This window comes from Specibacter sp. NPDC078692 (assembly GCF_040686835.1).
Classification (GTDB): Bacteria; Actinomycetota; Actinomycetes; order Actinomycetales; family Micrococcaceae; genus Specibacter.
The window spans coordinates 1-18079 of record NZ_JBFBLV010000049.1 but is presented as its reverse complement, the minus strand read 5'-3'; the positions used below and the strand labels follow the sequence as shown (position 1 = coordinate 18079).

The window sequence follows — 18079 nt, the reverse complement described above, 5'->3', positions numbered from 1 at the left end:
CTTCAGCTACCAAGACGGCAACGGAATTCAACAAGGATGGGGCGGAAGAAGCCACTGACACGCCCGGGCTGTACACACATTTTGGCCGCTAACCCCGGGTCGATGGTCCTCCAGGCACTCGTGTTCGGGGTCTGGCACCTCGGGGTTGGTTACAGCAACACTGGCCATACAGGGCTTCTTCCGGCGATAGCTATCACCATCGCCCAGCAATCACTCATCGGGCTCGCGTTGGGAATCCTCTTTGAATGCACACGCAACCTGGTTGTCCCCTCGGCCGTGCATATCGCCCTCAACAGCATGTAATAGAGCGCCGCAGACGAACTCTCAGGAACCTATTTCAACTCGCCAAACAGTCTGTCAACACTTAAAAACGAAAACCCCCTGTCACCAGGGGGTTTTCGAACATATGTGCCCGAGGTGGGACTTGAACCCACACATCTTTCGATACTGCATTTTGAGTGCAGCGCGTCTGCCATTCCGCCACTCGGGCCTTAGTAAAGGAGTCCAAATGAACACCGTTACGAAGATCACGCCCTCGATTCGGAATCGCTTCCGAACCAGTGCGCGCAACTACTCTACATGCATATAGGCTGTTTTGTGGAACCAAAGCCCGTCTAGGGCTCAAAATGTACAAAATGTGGTGCAACTCACCACTTTAAAGGAGCTTTCTGTGTCAGAGCAGCCGGATACAACCCCCACCTCGCCCGCACGCCGTGTCATTGTTGCCGAGGACGAGACCCTGATCCGTTTGGACATCATGGAAATTCTTCGTGGCGAGGGCTATGAGGTGGTCGGTGAAGCAGACAATGGCGAGAAGGCCGTGGAGCTCGCCAAGGAGCTCAAGCCCGATCTGGTCCTCATGGACGTCAAGATGCCCGTCATGGATGGCATCACGGCCGCTGAGATCATCGTCAAGGCGCGCATCGCCCCCGTCGTGCTCCTTACCGCCTTCAGCCAGAAGGAACTCGTTGAGCGCGCCCGTGACGCCGGCGCCATGGCCTACGTAGTCAAGCCCTTCACCCCCGCAGATCTCATCCCCGCCCTGGAAATCGCACTCTCCCGCCACGAGGAAATCAAGGCCTTGGAAGAGGAAGTCTCCGACCTCCAGGAACAGTTCGCCACCCGCAAGCTCGTAGAGCGCGCCAAGTCCCTGCTGACCACCAAGATGGGCCTCACCGAGCCCGAGGCCTTCCGCTGGATCCAGAAGACCTCCATGGACCGCCGCCTGAGCATGCGCGAGGTTGCCGAGACCATCATCAACCAGGTCAACTAGTCCCCACCGGCCCCCTCGCTTCGGCCGGCCAACCGAGAATGACACCGATCCCGCTTTCGGATCCCGAAATCCCGGGATCAGAAAGCGGGATCGGTGTCATTTTTCGTTCCGGCTGGAACTTCCCCTTAACGAACGACGGCGGCACTCACCCAGCACATGAAGCGAAGGGTGAGTGCCGCCGTCGTTCGTGACGGGTGTTAAGACCTAGTCAGTGGGCCAGGGGCCGATGCGTTCCTTCTTGGAACCATCGTTGGCCTTGCCCAGATCGGCGAGGTCGCCAACCTTGTGAACCTTGACCAGGTTCGTGGAACCGGCCTGTCCGGGAGGGGAACCGGCTGCGATAACAACCAGATCGCCTTCGTCAACAAGACCCTTCTCCAACAGAGTCTTATCAACCTGCTCGGTCATGGCGTCAGTGTGGGCAACCGGGGGAACCAGCACGGGCTCAATGCCCCAGGCCAGAGCCAACTGGTTGCGAACGCTCTCCACCGGTGTGAACGCAAGAACCGGCTTGGACGGGCGCAGACGGGACAGGCGGTGGGCCGAGTCGCCGGACTGCGTGAACGTTGCAATGTACTTTGCATCGAGCTGCTTGGCGATCTGCACGGCAGCTGCCGTGATGACGCCGCCGCGGGTCTTCGGCTCGGAACCCAGCTTCGGGATGAGCTTGAGGCCATCTTCAGCTTCAGCAGCTTCGATGATCCTCGCCATGACCTTGACGGTCTCGATCGGGAACTTGCCAACGCTGGTCTCGCCGGAGAGCATGACTGCATCCGCGCCGTCGAGCACTGCATTTGCACAGTCAGATGCCTCTGCGCGGGTGGGGCGCGGGTTGTCAATCATGGATTCCAGAACCTGGGTTGCCACGATGACGGGCTTGGCCCAGCGACGTGCCATTTCAACACACTTCTTCTGCACCAGCGGGACATCTTCCAGAGGAAGCTCCACGCCCAAGTCGCCACGGGCAACCATGATGGCGTCAAACGCATCCACGATGGCTTCCAGGTTGGCAACAGCCTGCGGCTTCTCGATCTTGGCGATGACCGGCACGCGGCGGCCTTCTTCGTCCATGATCTCGTGAACGCGAGTGATATCAGCTGCATCACGCACGAAAGACAAAGCCACGAGGTCCACGCCGCACTCAAGTGCCCAGCGTAGATCGCTCTCGTCCTTTTCGCTCAAGGCGGGGACATTCACAGCAACACCGGGCAAGTTGATGCCCTTGTTGTTGGAGACCTTGCCCGGAACGGTAACTTCGGTGACAACCTTCACGGCGTCAACAGCAGTGGCCCGAACGGAGACCTTGCCATCGTCGATCAGCATGATGTCGCCAACCTTAACGTCCTCTGTGAGGGACTTCAAGGTGGTGGAGCAGATGTCCTTAGTTCCTGGGACATCTTCGGTGGTGATGGTGAAGACATCGCCCACAGCGAGGTCATAGCCCTCGCCATTGGCAAAGCGGCCCAAGCGGATCTTGGGACCCTGTAAATCAGCCATGATGGCTACGGGCTTGCCGAGTGCTTCGGAAGCCTTACGTACGTTCTCGTACGTGTTCTGGTGCACGGCGTAGTCGCCGTGGCTCATGTTCATGCGGGCTACGTTGACGCCCGCCTCCAGTACCGCAAGTGTGTTTTCATAGCTGGCGATTGCCGGCCCGAAAGTCGCAACAATTTTTGCGCGTCTCAATGTACCTACCCTTGTATGTGGTTTTTAAGCGGAAAACTTTGGTGCCCCCAGACAGCCTATCGCTTTGCCGCTAGACACCGATAGCTGAATCGCTGGGTGAGACGGGAGCAGGCAAAAACGTCTCCCCCATCAAGTGCTTATCGACGGCGGCCGCACACGCCCGGCCCTCGGCAATGGCCCAGACAATCAGCGATTGTCCACGCCCTGCATCACCGGCAACAAAGACGCCGTCACGGTCCGTCATGTAATAGCCATCACGGTTAACATTTGACCGAGCGTCCAACGTCACCGGCAGCTGGTGGACCAATTCGGCCGATTCAGGACCGGTAAAGCCCATGGCCAAAAACACCAGATCCGCAGCGATCACCCGTTCGGTACCCTCCTTGGGAACCCTGCGCCCGCCGACAAATTCAGTTTCAGCGATCTTGAGGCCGGTCAGCACACCATTCTCACCCAGGAACTCGACGGTGGAAGCCAGATATGTCCGCTCACCACCCTCCTCATGCGCGCTAGCCACTTCAAAGAGGTTGGGGAATGTGGGCCACGGCTGCTTGGCCGTCCGCTCTAACGGCGGCTGCGCCCCAATGGCCAACGTGGTCACCGACGCGGCCTGCTGGCGGTGCGCCGTTCCGAGGCAATCAGCACCAGTATCGCCGCCACCCAAAATGACCACATGCTTGCCGCGAGCATCAATCTGCTCCGCCTGCACATCACCGGCAACCGCCTTGTTGGCCTGCACCAGGTAGTCCATGGCCACATGAACACCTTTGAGCGCCCGGCCAGGGATGGGCAGTTCACGCGGAACCGTGGCACCAATGCACACCACGACGGCGTCATAGCGGCGCCGCAGCTCTTCCCACCCAAGGTCCTTGCCTACCTCAATGCCGGTGCGGAAGCGAGTGCCCTCAGCCTCCATTTGCGCCACCCGGCGATCCACACTCTCCTTCTCCAACTTGAAGTCAGGGATGCCATAGCGCAGCAGTCCACCGATCCGATCCTCACGCTCATAGACCGCCACAGTGTGCCCCGTTCGGGTCAGCTGCTGTGCCGCTGCCAGCCCTGCCGGACCTGAACCGACGACGGCGACCGTCTTACCTGTGAGGCGGGCCGGGGGAAGCGGGTGGACCCAGTCCTGGTTGAAAGCCTCATCAATGATCGAAACCTCTACCTGCTTGATGGTCACAGCTGGCTGGTTGATGCCCAGCACACAGGCCGTTTCGCACGGGGCCGGGCACAGCCGTCCCGTGAACTCCGGGAAGTTGTTGGTGGAGTGCAAACGCTCAATGGCCTCTTGGCCCTTGTCGCGCCACGTGAGGTCATTCCATTCCGGGATAAGGTTTCCCAGCGGGCAGCCCTGATGACAGAACGGCACACCACAGTCCATGCAGCGCCCCGCTTGGGACTTCAGCACACCCTTTTCCTGGGCCTCGTAGACTTCCTTCCAGTCCATGATGCGCACAGGAACGGGCCGGCGGGTCTGGGTGATGCGTTCGCGAGTGTTTAAGAAACCGTGCGGATCAGCCACCGGTGACCTCCAAAATTTTCTGCCAAACGGTTGCGCCGTCTGGATCTTCGCCCTGCTCGGCTGCTGCCAAACGGGTCTGTAACACTGCTGCGTAATCGCGCGGCAGCACCTTCGTTATGCGTGCCACGGTGCCGGGGAAATCGGCCAGCAGAACTGCTGCGGTCTCGGATTCCGTCTCATCGAAGTGGCGTTGCAAGAGCGCGTGGACCAGTTCTTGATCCACACCATCGAGCGCCGAGAGGACCAGTTCACCGGAGTCCAGAGCCACCTTGTTGACTTGGCTGGGCTCCAGATCCAGCACATAGGCCGTGCCACCGGACATGCCGGCACCAAAGTTGCGGCCGGTGGAACCCAGAATCAGGGTTTGGCCACCTGTCATGTATTCACAACCATGATCGCCAATGCCTTCAACCACGGCAGTAGCTCCGGAGTTGCGGACCAGGAACCGCTCCCCCACCTTGCCGCGCAGGAACATTTCACCGCTGGTGGCTCCGTACCCAATCACGTTGCCGGCAATGACGTTCTGCGCCGCGACAAACTGGCTGTTGCGGTCCGGGCGGACAGTGATCCGCCCTCCGGAGAGGCCCTTGCCCACATAGTCGTTGGCGTCACCGAGCAAGCGCAGCGTGATACCGGCTGGCAAGAAGGCACCCAACGATTGGCCCGCCTGACCCGTCAACGTCACATCAATGGTGTCCGGACCCAGCACGTCAATGCCGAATGTTTTGGTCACCTTGTGGCCCAGGAGCGTACCCACTGAACGGTCGGTGTTGATGACCGGGACACTGATCTTGACCGGTGCCCTGTCACTGAACGCCTCGGCGGACATGGTGATCAATTGCTGATCAAAATGCTTGTCCAGCTCATGGTTCTGATCCACCAGGTGACGAACCGGCGCATCGGCGGGAACACCGGCGTCGGACAAGATGGGGCTCAAGTCCAGACCCGCCGTCTTCCAATGGTTCAGCGCACCCTGAATATCAAGGACACTGGACTGGCCGATGGCTTCCTCGAGGCTGCGGAAACCGAGTTCAGCCAGCAGCTCGCGGACTTCTTCAGCAAGGAACTCGAAGAAGTTGACCACGAATTCCGGCTTGCCGGTGAACCGTTGACGAAGTTCCGGATTCTGCGTGGCAACACCCACGGGGCAGGTGTCCAGGTGGCAAACACGCATCATGACACAGCCGGAAACCACCAGCGGGGCCGTAGCGAAACCGTATTCCTCAGCACCGAGCAACGCCGCGATGATGACGTCACGGCCAGTCTTGAGCTGGCCATCCACCTGCACCACAACCCGCTCACGCAGCCCGTTGAGGCGCAGCGTCTGCTGAGTTTCTGCCAGACCCAGCTCCCACGGCATGCCGGCATGTTTAAGGGAGTTCAGCGGGCTGGCGCCTGTTCCGCCGTCGTGCCCGGAAACGAGGACGACGTCGGCCTTGGCCTTGGTCACCCCGGCCGCCACCGTGCCTATCCCCATTTCGGAGACGAGCTTGACGTGAACCCGAGCGCTGGGGTTGGCTCGCTTGCAGTCATAGATGAGCTGGGCGAGGTCCTCAATGGAGTAGATATCGTGGTGCGGGGGCGGGGAAATCAAGCCAACGCCGGGTGTGGAGTGGCGTGTTTCTGCGATCCACGGGTACACCTTTTTGGCCATGAGCTGACCACCCTCGCCGGGCTTGGCACCCTGAGCCATCTTGATCTGGATGTCCGTGGCGTTGCTCAGGTACAAGCTGGTCACGCCGAAACGGCCTGAGGCAACCTGTTTGATGGCGCTGCGGCGCTCCGGGTCCAGCAGACGCTCAACATCCTCGCCACCCTCACCGGTGTTGGACTTGGCGCCCAAGCGGTTCATGGCGATGGCCAGAGTCTGGTGCGCTTCCTGGGAGATGGAACCGTAGCTCATGGCGCCGGTGGAGAATCGCTTGACAATGCTGGCCACCGATTCCACCTCGGCCAAGGGCACCGGCGGGCGCGCTCCTTCTTTGAAGGTGAGCAAGCCACGGAAGGTCATGAGCTTGTTGGCCTGCTCATCGATGCCTTGGGTGTACTTCTTGAAGATGTCATAGCGGCGTTCCCGGGTGGCGTGCTGCAGACGGAACACCGTGTCCGGATTGAACAGGTGCGGTTCCCCGTCACGACGCCACTGGTATTCGCCGCCTCCTAGCAGCGGGCGGTGCGGGACATCGACGCCGTCCACCGGGTAGGCCAGAATGTGGCGTGCTGATACTTCCTTGGCGATGACATCTAGACCGACGCCGCCGAGCTGGCTCACGGTGCCAGTGAAATAGTCATCCACGATGTCCTGGGACAGGCCCAGAGCTTCAAAGGTTTGCGCGCCACAGTAAGAGGACACCGTGGAGATGCCCATTTTGGACATGATCTTCAAAACGCCCTTGCCCAGTCCCTTGATGAGGTTCTTCACCCCTTCCTCGGGGGTGACGCCGGTGACGTCGCCGGTGCGGATGAGTTCTTCCACTGTTTCCATGGCCAGGTATGGGTTGATGGCTGCTGCGCCGTAGCCCACCAGAACGGCTACGTGGTGAACTTCGCGGACGTCGCCTGCTTCCACAACCAAGGAGACCTTAGTGCGGTTCGCGCTGCGCAAGAGATGGTGGTGGACGGCGCTGAGCAAAAGTAGCGAAGGGATGGGGGCCCACACGGCAGAAGAGTCCCTGTCCGAGAGCACAATGTATTGCACGCCGCGGTTGATGGCTCCGGAGATCTGCTCACCGATTTCGGAGAGCCGGGCACGTAAGGCGGCCTCACCGCCGTCGACCTTGTACAGGCCACGCACCTTCATGGAGATTTTCTCGCCACCGGAGCCATCAGCGGCGATGGGCGTTTCCATGTTGGCGATCTTGGCCAGGTCATCGTTGTCGATGACGGGGAATGACAGCGCCAGTTGGGGTGCGGTGACCTTGTTGCGAGAGAGCAGGTTTCCCTGCGGGCCAATGGTGGTGTTCAACGAGGTGACAAGCTCCTCGCGGATGGCGTCCAGCGGCGGGTTGGTGACCTGGGCAAACTGTTGCACAAAGTAGTCGAACAAGAGGCGCGGCCGTTGCGAGAGGACGGCTACGGGGGTGTCGGTGCCCATGGCGCCTAGCGGCTCGGCTCCGTTCTTGGCCATGGGACCGAGCAGGATGCGCAGTTCCTCAGTGGTGTAGCCGAAGGTGCGCTGGCGGTGCAACACCGAAGAACTGGTGTGGATGACGTGCTCACGCTCGGGCAAATCGGCGAGTTGGATGGTGTTTTCCTTGGCCCAGCTCTCGTAGGGGCGGGCCGCGGCAGCCTGGGCTTTGATGGTTTCATCGCTGATGAGCTCACCCTTGGCGGTGTCCACGAGGAACATGGTGCCCGGGGCAACGCGGCCCTTCTGCACGATGGTGGCTGGGTCCAAATCCAGCACACCGACCTCCGAGGCCAGCACGACCAAGCCGTCGTCGGTGACCCAGAAGCGGGCCGGGCGCAAGCCATTGCGGTCCAAGGTGGCACCGACCAGCGTGCCATCCGTAAAGGACACGGCGGCCGGGCCATCCCACGGTTCCATCAGGAGCGAGTGGTATTCGTAAAACGCTTTGCGGGCCGGATCCATAGTGGCGTGATTTTCCCACGCTTCAGGGATCATCATCATGACGGCTTCGGTGATGGGCCGCCCCGAGAGCCACAGCAGCTCGGCCACTTCATCGAAGGAGGCGGAGTCCGAGGCGCCGGGGGTGCAGATGGGGAACAACTCTTCAGGAGTGTCCCCGAGCAGCGCGTGGGACATGGTGGATTGGCGGGCGCGCATCCAATTCCGGTTTCCCTTGACGGTGTTGATCTCACCGTTGTGGGCGATGGCCCGGAAGGGCTGGGCCAGCGGCCAAGAGGGGAAGGTGTTGGTGGAGAAACGCGAATGCACCACGGCCAGCTTGGAGGCGAAGCGCGGATCGGAGAGGTCAGGGTAGAACGGCTCCAGTTGCGCAGTGGTGACCATGCCCTTGTAGACGATGGTCTTGGAGGACAACGAGGGGAAATAGACGCCGTGTTTTTGCTGGGCGCGCTTGCGTAGCCGGTACGCTTTTCGATCGAGTTCGTTGGCTTGATCGGTAGCTAGTTGCTGCGCTGTGTTGCTTGCCGCTGACTCAGCTGCCAGTGCTACGAAGAGTTGGCTGAAGTGTGGCTGGCAAGCCTTGGCACTAGCCCCGACCAACCCGTCCACGACCGGCACCTCGCGCCAGCCCAGAACCTGCAACCCTTCACTTTCGGCAAGTGCTTCCAGACCGGCTCTGGCTGCGCTCTGGTGCTGCGGATCGGTGGGCAGGAAGGCGGTTCCTACTGCGTAGTTGCCCAGTGCCGGCAGCTCGACGCCGGCAACCGCACGGAAGAAGGCGTCAGGGATCTGCGTCAGAATTCCGGCACCATCGCCTGTCCCCTCATCGGCGCCAACAGCTCCGCGGTGCTCCAAGTTGCGCAACGCGATGAGGGCCTTCTGAACGATGTCGTGTCCAGGGGTGCCGCGCAGAGTGGCAACAACAGCCAACCCGCAGGCGTCCTTCTCGGCAGCCGGGTTGTACAGGCCTCGCTGCTCCGGCATGGCGGCAAAGCGAGTGAACGGTGAGAGCGCCTCAGAGCGGTGGGAGTCATGTGCAGAGTTCTGTGTCACGACGTGATTGTCCTTCCCATAGTGGGCGTTGGTGGGGACAACACTGGCCCTTGGGCCGCGAAAAGCGGATCTTCCCAACACGATTGATAGTGCAATTGCACAATGAACTAAGACTTCTTGGGCCCGTTGTTTTATGCAGCGGTTTTTACTATAACGCCGCCGGAAACACGAGAAAGCCCTCATCTTATATTTTGGAATGATATGCACGATCAGTAATACTAATAAGATCCCCGCTGAGCGAGGAGGGGCTCCTTTCAGCGTCAAGGAGCTGCCCTCACGAGCTGGCAGAGCTTGCTTTTGGGCACGAAAAAGGTGGCCCCGAGTTATCGGGACCACCTTGATGTTGCTTAGTCTTGATGTTGCTTAATTCCTAGCGCCCGCTCAGAGCTACGAGTGCAAAGAAACTGCTAGACGTCCTTCGAAGGCGCGTCCTTTACGGTGGTGCCCGCGGTCTTGGCGTCACTCGTTGCTGGCTTAGCCACAGCGTCACTGGACGGTGATTTCGCAGCTGTGGTGTCGGCGTCGTTCTTGAGAGCGTTAGTCTTGACGGCTTCGGCCTTGCCTGAGACAACGGCGCCCACGGGAGCCGCTTCGAGGGCTGGCTCGCGACCGGGCAGGTAGACGGAGTCCTCCGGCTTGTCCCGGCGCAAGAGGCCAATGACGATGAACGCCACCAGGGCCGCAACGAAGACGATGATGCTGGTCCACACGTTCAGGCGTGCGGTGACGCCGAAGAAGGTGATTTGCTCGGCGGTGTCGATGCGCAGCATTTCAATCCAGACGCGGCCGGCCGTGTAGATCATGGCGTACAGCAGGAACAGGCGGCCGTTACGCAGCTTGAGCTTGCGGTCCAGCAGGAGCAGGACAGCAACGCCGGCCAGGTTCCAGAGGCACTCGTACAGGAAGGTGGGGTGGAAGAGGGTGTCGGGGCTGAAGCCAGCCGGCACGAACTCCGGCGCGACGCTCAGGCCCCACGGCTGGGTGGTAGGTCCGCCGAAGAGTTCCTGATTGAAGTAGTTGCCCCAGCGGCCAATAGCCTGGGCCAGCAAGATGCCGGGAGCGGCGGCGTCGACGAACGCAGAAATCTTCACGTTGGCGCGGCGGCAACCAATCCAGGCACCCACCACACCAAGTACAACGGCGCCCCAGATTCCCAAGCCACCCAACCAGATTTGTGGGATCAGGGAGAGGTCACCGGTGCCGTCGAAGCCGGGGCCAAAGTACGCCTCCGGGGAAGAGAAGACGTGGTAGAGCCGACCGCCGATGATGCCGAAGGGGATCGCCCAGATGGCGATGTCCCAGATGGAGCCTTCGGGTCCGCCGCGGCGTTTCCACCGGCGGTCGGTCAGCCAAAGAGCTGCCACAATACCGAGCAAAATGCAGAGTGCGTAGGCGTGGATGCGCAGCGGCCCAATATCGAAACCGGACCAAGTCGGCGCAGGAATGGACGCCACGACGGCGTGACCCAGAGACTGCGGAAGGAGAGTGGAGATCACGAGGTAGCGGCTTCCGTTGCAGGGGTGGAGGGAGCGTCAAAGCCGGAGCTGAGTTCCTTGGCCAGCGCGCCCACTGCGGGCACACCGCCGTCGCGCAGGGCAGCTACCAAGGCGGTTCCGACGATGACACCGTCGGCGTAGGCAGCAATCTCGCGGACGTGTTCTGCGCGCGATACTCCCAGACCAACACAGGCATTTTCGGCGCCGGCGGCGTGGGCTGCAGCAACCACAGCTTCGGCGGCACTGGAGACCGAGGTGCGGGCACCGGTGACGCCCATGATGGAGACGGCGTAGACAAATCCGCGTGTCGCTTCGACGGTCATGGCCACACGTTCCGGGGTGGACGACGGGGCCACCAAAAAGACTCGGTCCAGACCGTACTTATCCGAGGCTGCGAACCATTCTGAAGCTTCATCAGGGATGAGGTCAGGGGTAATGAGCCCGGCTCCCCCGGCCTCGGCCAGACGGCGGGCGAATTCGTCAACACCCAAGCGCATGACAGGGTTCCAATACGTCATGACCAGAACGGCGGCATCCGTTTCTGCGGTGACAGCTGCAACGATGTCGAAGACGTCTGCCACGCGGAAGCCGTTTTCGAGAGCCTGGGTGGTGGCAGCCTGAATGACCGAACCATCCATGACCGGATCCGAATACGCGATACCAATCTCAACGATGTCGGCACCGTTTCGGGCTACGGCGATGGCTGCGTCAATGGAGGTCTGCTTGTCCGGGAAACCGGCCGGCAGGTAGGCGATCAGCGCCTTGCGCCCGGCAGCCTTGGCCCGAGCGATGGCCGCGGCGGACTTGCTGACATGGCTCACAGCAGTGTCGTGGCTGGTAGTTATCTCACTCATTGCTGGCATCCTCTGCGTTGATATCGACGGCTGCTTCATCTTGTGCACCTGCGCCGTGCACGGCGCCCTTGGCGGTGCGGGTGGAGAGCATGGTGCCCTTGACGTTTCCATCTTCATCCAACAGACCGAACCAGTCGGCGGCCGTCTGAACGTCTTTGTCACCGCGGCCGGAGAGGTTCACGATGATGACGACATCGTCGGGCTTGGCGGCGTCAGCAGTGAGGCGCTGGCCAACCTTCAAGGCGCCAGCCAATGCGTGCGAGGACTCGATGGCCGGGATGATGCCTTCGGTCCGGCAGAGCAGTTTGAATGCGTCCATCGCTTCGGTGTCGGTGATGGCTTCGTAGCTAACCCGTCCAAGATCAGCCAGGTAGGCGTGCTCCGGTCCAACGCCCGGGTAGTCCAGACCTGCTGAGATGGAGTGCGACTCGATGGTCTGACCGTCCTCGTCCTGCATGAGGTAGGAACGGGCGCCGTGCAACACGCCCGGGCGACCCAGCGTGATGGTGGCCGCGTGGCGGCCCGTCTCAACGCCGTCGCCGGCAGCTTCAAAGCCGTAGATCTTGACATCGGAGTCATCCAGGAATCCGTGGAACAAGCCGATGGCGTTGGAGCCGCCACCGATGCAAGCACATACGGCGTCGGGCAGGCGGCCGATCTGATCGATGATCTGGCCACGTGCTTCTTCACCAATGACTTCGTGGAAGAAGCGGACCATGGCGGGGAACGGGTGCGCGCCGGAAACAGTTCCGAGGACGTAGTGGGTGTTCTCAACGTTCGCGACCCAGTCTCGCAGGGCATCGTTGATGGCGTCCTTGAGGGTCTGGGAACCGTTGGTCACCGGCACCACCGTGGCACCGAGCAACTGCATGCGAGCCACGTTGAGCGCCTGGCGGCGGCAATCTTCGGCACCCATGTAGACCACGCACTCAAGACCCAAGAGGGCTGCGGCGGTTGCGCTAGCTACACCATGCTGACCGGCACCGGTCTCAGCGATGATGCGCGTCTTGCCCATGCGCTTGGCCAACAAAGCTTGACCCAAGACGTTGTTGATCTTGTGCGAACCAGTGTGGTTGAGGTCTTCACGTTTGAGGAAGACACGGGCTCCCCCGGCGTGCTCGCTGAAGCGCTTGGCCTCAGTCAACAGCGACGGGCGGCCCGAGTAGTTCTTGTTCAGCTCAGCAATCTCGGCCAGGAAGTCTGGGTCGACTTTTGCTTTTTCAAAAGTTTCTTCGATTTCATCCAGTGCCGCGATGAGGGATTCGGGCATCCAACGGCCACCGTAGGCGCCAAAGTACGGTCCGGGGGCGTGCCGCAGCGAATGCTCCGGTGATGATCCTGCCGGCATTGAGCCCTGCAGAAATGCTGTTGCCGGATCCACCATGTCAGCGGGATCCTGTGACGAAGCTGCTGGCACGTGAGCCATCAGTTCCACCGTCCTGTTCCGTAAATAATTGTGCACTGATATCAAGTTGGTGCTGGTGGCCGGTGCGGCATGCCTCGGGCCACCAGCCATGCAAACAGGCGGGCCCGCCCTACACGGACGGGCCCGAATGCTAGCGGGTGCTGATGGCCTTGGCCCCAGCGGTTTTGAATTCGGTGATCCGCTCCCGTGGAGTGGAATCTGTTACGAGCGCCTCCCCCACCAGGATGGCGTTGGCACCGTTCTCTACGTAATGCACGACGTCGGCCACGTCACGCACGCCTGACTCGGCGACCACGATGGGCCCGTTCTCGATGTTCCCGGCAGGAATACCGCCAGATAACGCGGCGAAAACGCCGCGATCAACATCGAGAGTTTTGAGGTTGCGCACATTGATACCAATGATTTTGGCGTCAACGGCAACGGCGCGCTCAATTTCTTCGGCCGTGTGCGTTTCTACCACGGCGTTCATGCCCAGCTGGTGGGTCAGTGCCAAGTAGCTGCGCAGTTCCTCATCGCTCAAGGAAGCAACAATGAGCAGGACCAAGTCTGCGCCGTGGGCACGGGCCTCCCAGATCATGTACTCATCGCAGGTGAAGTCCTTGCGCAGCACCGGGATCTGCACGGCGGCGCGGACAGCATCTAGGTCAGCCAAGGAACCGCCGAAGCGGCGCTCCTCCGTCAAGACGCTAATGATGCTGGCACCGCCAGCTTGGTACATCGCCGCTAGAGCTGCCGGGTCGGCGATGCCGGCCAGATCGCCCTTGGAGGGACTGCGGCGTTTGACCTCGGAAATGACTTTCAGCTCCGGGCGCACGGCTAGATTGCCACCTAGGGCAGCCCAAGCGTCCAGTGCCGGAGCAACGTGCTTGACACGCTCCTGCAACTTCTCCAGGCTCACAAGCTCCTGGCGCGCACGGAGGTCTTCCCGGACACCGTCAATGATGTCCAGCAGAACACTCACTGCTAGTGGCCGTTGTTCTTCAGCTTGCTTCCGCCAACACCGTAGCCGGCGGCCTTCAGGACCGGGCCCAGGATGACGCCAACAGCAATAATGCCAACGCCAATCCAGAACAGCATAGTGGCGCTCTCGCCAATCACGAAGGCGATGCAGCCAACGATCGTGCCAACGAGCATGACGGTGACGCTCGTCCAGGCTGCCGGGCTGTTGCCGTGGCCCAGCTCAATGCTGTGATCGATAGGCTCTTGCACGGTTACTGACGCAGCCGACTTGTTGCTCATGGTAAATCTCCCTATTTAACGCGGATACTAAAAATACATTCTGCCATTAGTTGCCCTTGGAATCCCAAAGCGGAACACCCCGTGGACTCGTGCCGTGACTAGGCCGTGGGGTCCTCGCCGCGACTGAGCCTGTCCCAGCTGTCAATCTCGTCAACCGGCTCGTCCGACTTTGCCGCGGAAGGACCCTTCGCAGCATCATATTTGGTGCGCACAACCCAGACCCGACCCAACCAGATCACCAACAACGACCCGATTGCCAGCACCGCAGCCGCAGCCGCAGCCAGTACGGGGAAGAGCGTGGCAGTGGCTTCTGAGGCCTGACCCTCAATCCCGGTTGCCGCACCCACTTCAGCCATGGCGGCGGTCACTGGATCTGCATAAATTCCTAGAGCCACAGCGATGACCCCCACCGCAGCGAGGAAAACCACTGTGGCTGCAATGATGCGGGCCACGCGCCCGGCAATGGTGGTGGCCAAGGCCCCAGCCAGTGCCACCAGAGCCAGCGCGGAGACGGCCACAGCCGCCTTGTTACCAGGAATGTCCAGATCTGTTGTGGCTACTTCGCCCGGGGCGATGGCCACATGGATCCAGGTTTGGGTGGTGGTGCCAAAGACGGCCAAGGCCGCCACGATCATCAACAACACCAGCGTTGACTTACGCTTCCAGGCAGGCATCGTGACAGCGGTGGTGTGTGCCGTACCTGGCACGGGAAGTTCGGGACTCATAGTGTTTCCCCTGCTGAGTTTGCTGTGTTTGCTGTGTTTGCTGAGTTTGTTGAGTTGGTCTGCTGATCGCCGGGACGTTCGGCGAGGTCGCGTAAGGACGCTGCGGCATAGACGGCCCGCAGTGGCGCTGCTGCTTTATTGACTGTTTCCATGGCTTCGGTTTCATTCACGGAGTCCGCCACGATGCCACCGCCGGCTTGGACATACGCTTTGCCGCCGCGCAGCAAGGCGGAGCGGATAGCGATGGCCATGTCCATATCGCCAGCGAAGTCCAGGTAGCCGACAACACCACCGTAAACGCCGCGACGGATGGGTTCCAGTTCATCCAACAGGCTCAAAGCCCTCGGCTTCGGGGCACCGGACAAGGTGCCAGCCGGGAAAGTTGCGGCGAGAACGTCGTAGGCGATCTTGTCCGGGCTCAAGGTGCCCACCACGGTGGAGACCAGATGCATGATGTGGCTGAAACGCTCGATTTCCATGAACTGGGTGACATCCACGGTTCCAGGAACACAGACTTTGGAGAGGTCGTTGCGGGACAGATCCACCAGCATCAGGTGTTCGGAGCGTTCCTTTTCATCGGCCAGCAGATCCTTGGCCAACCACTTATCTTCTTCAGTGGTGGCACCGCGGGGCCGAGAACCGGCGATCGGGTGGGTGATGACTTCAGTACCCAAAACGCTGACGAGTGCTTCGGGGGAAGAACCCACGATGGAGTACGGTTCGCCGTTGGCATCTTCGAAGCTGAACAGGTACATGTACGGGCTGGGGTTGGTGTTGCGCAAAACCCGGTACACATCGAGGGCACTGGCTTCGCAAACCATTTCAAAGCGGCGTGAGACCACTACTTGGAACACCTCACCATCCACGATGGCTTCCTTGGCAAGGTCCAGAGCCTTCAGGTATTCGTTGCGGTCCCATTGCTCTTCAACACTGTCGGCGAAGCTGGCGGCAGGCACCTCAACCACCGACATGGGCTGGGCAACAGGCTGACGTAGCTGGTCCACCATGGCATGGACCCGGGCTACAGCATCATGCCATGCACCGTCCACGTTTTCATCAGTGCCGTTGGCGTTGATGGCGTTAGCGATCAACAACACGGTGCCCTCATTGTTGTCATGGACGGCCATGTCGGCAATCAAGTTCAGCGCAAGCTCCGGCAGCTTCAGATCATCCGGCGGCGGCGTGGGCAGCTTTTCCCAGTTGCGCACCGATTCCCAACCCACAAAGCCAACCAAGCCAGAAGTAAACGGCGGCAAGCCATCAAAACGCTCCGTGGCCAAAAGCTTCAGCGTCGCTTCCATGGCTGCCACAGGGTTCCCGCTCAAGGGCACGCCTACGGGAGGGGTCCCCTGCCAGAACGCACCGCCGTCGTGCGTGGTCAACGTTGCGCTGGAGCGCACACCAATGAAGGAATAGCGGGACCAGACACCACCCACGGCTGCGGATTCCATCAAGAAGGTGCCGGGGGCCTCGGCGGCCAGTGCGCGGTAGAGGCCGATGGGCGTTTGCGCGTCGGCCAGGACCTTCAAATGGACGGGGATGACTCGGCGGGTGCGGGCCAGTTCACGAAATTCCGTCAGGGAGGGGCTGATGACACCTAGATCTTGCATGAAATGTTTGGCTTTCTTGACTCAGGCGGATGGCTGCAGCAATTTCTTGCTGGCGGTATGGACGAGGTGCGGTGGCTGGTAGCTGATACCTGCCGGTTGTGGGCAGGAAGCGCTCAGCCACGGCTGCCGCTAGATACTAGCTGCGGTGACCGACGACGGCTTCGAGTTCTCGGCCTTCAAAGCAGGTATGGGTGCCGGTGTGGCAGGCTGCGCCGACTTGGTCGACGGTGATCAAGAGGGCGTCGCCGTCGCAGTCCAGGGCCACCGACTTCACGTATTGGAAGTGGCCGGAGGTATCGCCCTTGCGCCAATATTCTTGACGCGAGCGGGAGTAAAAGGTGACCCGGCCTGAGCTTAGGGTCCGGCGCAGGGCCTCGTTATCCATCCAGCCAAGCATCAACACTTCTTGGCTGTCGAATTGCTGAATGATGGCGGCAACCAGGCCAGCCCCATCATGCTTGAGTAAAGCGGCGACTGCTGCCGACAATTCTGCACCCTGCGCAGGCATGGGTGCGGCGGACGTGGACTGGGTATCTGGGCTTTGCTGCATCACAGCCAATTCTAGTGCCACAAACTCTTGACAGGGGCCATTGACAGAGTCCGCGACGGCTCGGGCCAGAGCCCATGGCTAGATCGCGGCGACTACGGGTGGCCAGGAGTGACAACGGGCGGCTATCTGTGGGTTAGGAGTGAACCGGCAAACAATCCCGCTGGACCCTGTGGAGTTCACGGGAGTTCTTGGGGTACTTGCGCCTTGTCCTTGTGTCTTGGTGCCATCCGAGGCGAATACATGCTAATTTCACAAGTGATGCGATTTGTAGAACCATCCCGTGAAGTCCTTGCCGAGACCCTGCTGGCCGCCGGTCCGGGAGCACCCACGCTCTGTGAAGGATGGCTGACCCAGGACCTGGCCGCCCACCTTTACCTGCGCGAACATAATCCGCGCGTAGGCCTGGGCCTGATACTGAAGCCGTGGCGGAAGGCTTCAGAGAAGGCCGTTGCAGAGTTGGCTGCCGCGTCCGCCACTCCCGAGACCTTTGCTGCGCTCGTGGAGAAGTTCCGGGCAGGTCCGCCAAAGTTGTCACCCTTTGCCCTGAAATCGGTAGACCAGGCCGCGAACCTCACCGAATTCTTCATCCACACCGAAGATGTCCGCCGCGCCTCTGACCGCTGGGCACCACGGACCCTTGACGCCGCCTACTCCGGAGCACTCTGGGCAGAACTGCTCAAACGCGCAGCCATCATGTACCGCGGGGTGGACTTGGGAATTGTCTTGGTGAACCCGGAAGGCCCACGCCACGTGGCCAAACGCGCACCGGTTTCAGTGGCGATCATTGGCGACCCTGGTGAATTGCTCATGCATGCCAACGGCCGCACCGGCCAGGCCCTGGTCACCTTTGAGGGCCAGCCAGACGCCGTCGCACTGCTGCGCACGGCCGACGTCGGGCTCTAAGCTCCGAGCCCACCACTGACGCACGCTATCGCAGCAATGGCTGGTTTTAAACCGTCGCTATCGCAGCAACGGTATTTGTCAACCTGCTTGAGAGAGGTTGGTGGTTTGGGTGTGGTGTTTGGGGTCGTTGATGGCGACGTAGTCGTCGAT

14 protein-coding genes and 1 tRNA gene are annotated in these 18079 nt (G+C 60.9%); 3 read left to right on the top strand and 12 right to left on the bottom strand.

The features are described 5' to 3' along the window. Window positions 1-102: 102 nt before the first annotated feature. Window positions 103-303 (top strand): CPBP family intramembrane glutamic endopeptidase, encoded by a 201-nt coding sequence (locus AB0O97_RS19570; RefSeq protein WP_363884894.1) that lies wholly within the window; start codon window positions 103-105, stop codon window positions 301-303. Between the two features lie 106 nt (window positions 304-409). On the opposite strand, the gene AB0O97_RS19565 is transcribed toward AB0O97_RS19570, so the two are convergent. Further along, window positions 410-490: transfer RNA gene (locus AB0O97_RS19565), tRNA-Leu, on the bottom strand. Between the two features lie 180 nt (window positions 491-670). On the opposite strand from AB0O97_RS19565, the gene AB0O97_RS19560 reads away from it, so the two are divergent. Beyond that, entirely contained in the window at window positions 671-1273 is a 603-nt protein-coding gene (locus AB0O97_RS19560) for a response regulator (protein WP_363884892.1), read from the top strand. 204 nt (window positions 1274-1477) lie between these two features. On the opposite strand, the gene pyk is transcribed toward AB0O97_RS19560, so the two are convergent. The 11 genes from pyk to hisI all read right to left on the bottom strand — a co-directional run bounded on the left by pyk (window position 1478) and on the right by hisI (window position 16984). Beyond that, complete coding sequence (gene pyk, locus AB0O97_RS19555) at window positions 1478-2959, bottom strand: pyruvate kinase (RefSeq protein WP_363884890.1); 1482 nt, start codon at window positions 2957-2959, stop codon at window positions 1478-1480. Window positions 2960-3029: 70 nt separating this feature from the next. Beyond that, window positions 3030-4484 carry a glutamate synthase subunit beta gene (locus AB0O97_RS19550; protein WP_363841162.1) on the bottom strand — a complete coding sequence of 485 codons (1455 nt, stop codon included), beginning with the start codon at window positions 4482-4484 and terminating at the stop codon, window positions 3030-3032. Further along, window positions 4477-9057, bottom strand: a complete 4581-nt coding sequence (gene gltB, locus AB0O97_RS19545) for a glutamate synthase large subunit (protein WP_363884898.1) — start codon at window positions 9055-9057, stop codon at window positions 4477-4479. The genes AB0O97_RS19550 and gltB overlap by 8 nt, the downstream gene beginning before the upstream one ends. 476 nt (window positions 9058-9533) lie before the next feature. Beyond that, window positions 9534-10622 carry a prolipoprotein diacylglyceryl transferase gene (gene lgt, locus AB0O97_RS19540; protein WP_363884888.1) on the bottom strand — a complete coding sequence of 363 codons (1089 nt, stop codon included), beginning with the start codon at window positions 10620-10622 and terminating at the stop codon, window positions 9534-9536. Then, window positions 10619-11476, bottom strand: a complete 858-nt coding sequence (gene trpA, locus AB0O97_RS19535; protein WP_363841168.1) for a tryptophan synthase subunit alpha — start codon at window positions 11474-11476, stop codon at window positions 10619-10621. Before trpA ends, lgt begins: the two co-directional genes overlap by 4 nt. After that, window positions 11469-12902 (bottom strand): tryptophan synthase subunit beta, encoded by a 1434-nt coding sequence (gene trpB, locus AB0O97_RS19530; protein WP_363841171.1) that lies wholly within the window; start codon window positions 12900-12902, stop codon window positions 11469-11471. Before trpB ends, trpA begins: the two co-directional genes overlap by 8 nt. A 130-nt stretch (window positions 12903-13032) precedes the next feature. Next, window positions 13033-13863 carry an indole-3-glycerol phosphate synthase TrpC gene (trpC, locus tag AB0O97_RS19525; protein WP_363884886.1) on the bottom strand — a complete coding sequence of 277 codons (831 nt, stop codon included), beginning with the start codon at window positions 13861-13863 and terminating at the stop codon, window positions 13033-13035. Window positions 13864-13865: 2 nt separating this feature from the next. Continuing rightward, window positions 13866-14141 (bottom strand): HGxxPAAW family protein, encoded by a 276-nt coding sequence (locus tag AB0O97_RS19520; RefSeq protein ID WP_363841176.1) that lies wholly within the window; start codon window positions 14139-14141, stop codon window positions 13866-13868. Between the two features lie 98 nt (window positions 14142-14239). Beyond that, on the bottom strand, window positions 14240-14866 hold the full coding sequence (locus AB0O97_RS19515; RefSeq protein ID WP_363884885.1) for a Trp biosynthesis-associated membrane protein: 627 nt from the start codon (window positions 14864-14866) through the stop codon (window positions 14240-14242). Continuing rightward, window positions 14863-16476, bottom strand: a complete 1614-nt coding sequence (locus AB0O97_RS19510; protein WP_363884884.1) for an anthranilate synthase component I — start codon at window positions 16474-16476, stop codon at window positions 14863-14865. Before AB0O97_RS19510 ends, AB0O97_RS19515 begins: the two co-directional genes overlap by 4 nt. A 136-nt stretch (window positions 16477-16612) precedes the next feature. Continuing rightward, window positions 16613-16984, bottom strand: a complete 372-nt coding sequence (gene hisI, locus AB0O97_RS19505; protein WP_363884896.1) for a phosphoribosyl-AMP cyclohydrolase — start codon at window positions 16982-16984, stop codon at window positions 16613-16615. 300 nt (window positions 16985-17284) lie between these two features. Between hisI and AB0O97_RS19500 the strand changes: the two genes are divergently transcribed. Beyond that, window positions 17285-17929 carry a TIGR03085 family metal-binding protein gene (locus tag AB0O97_RS19500; RefSeq protein WP_363841440.1) on the top strand — a complete coding sequence of 215 codons (645 nt, stop codon included), beginning with the start codon at window positions 17285-17287 and terminating at the stop codon, window positions 17927-17929. Window positions 17930-18079 lie beyond the last annotated feature (150 nt).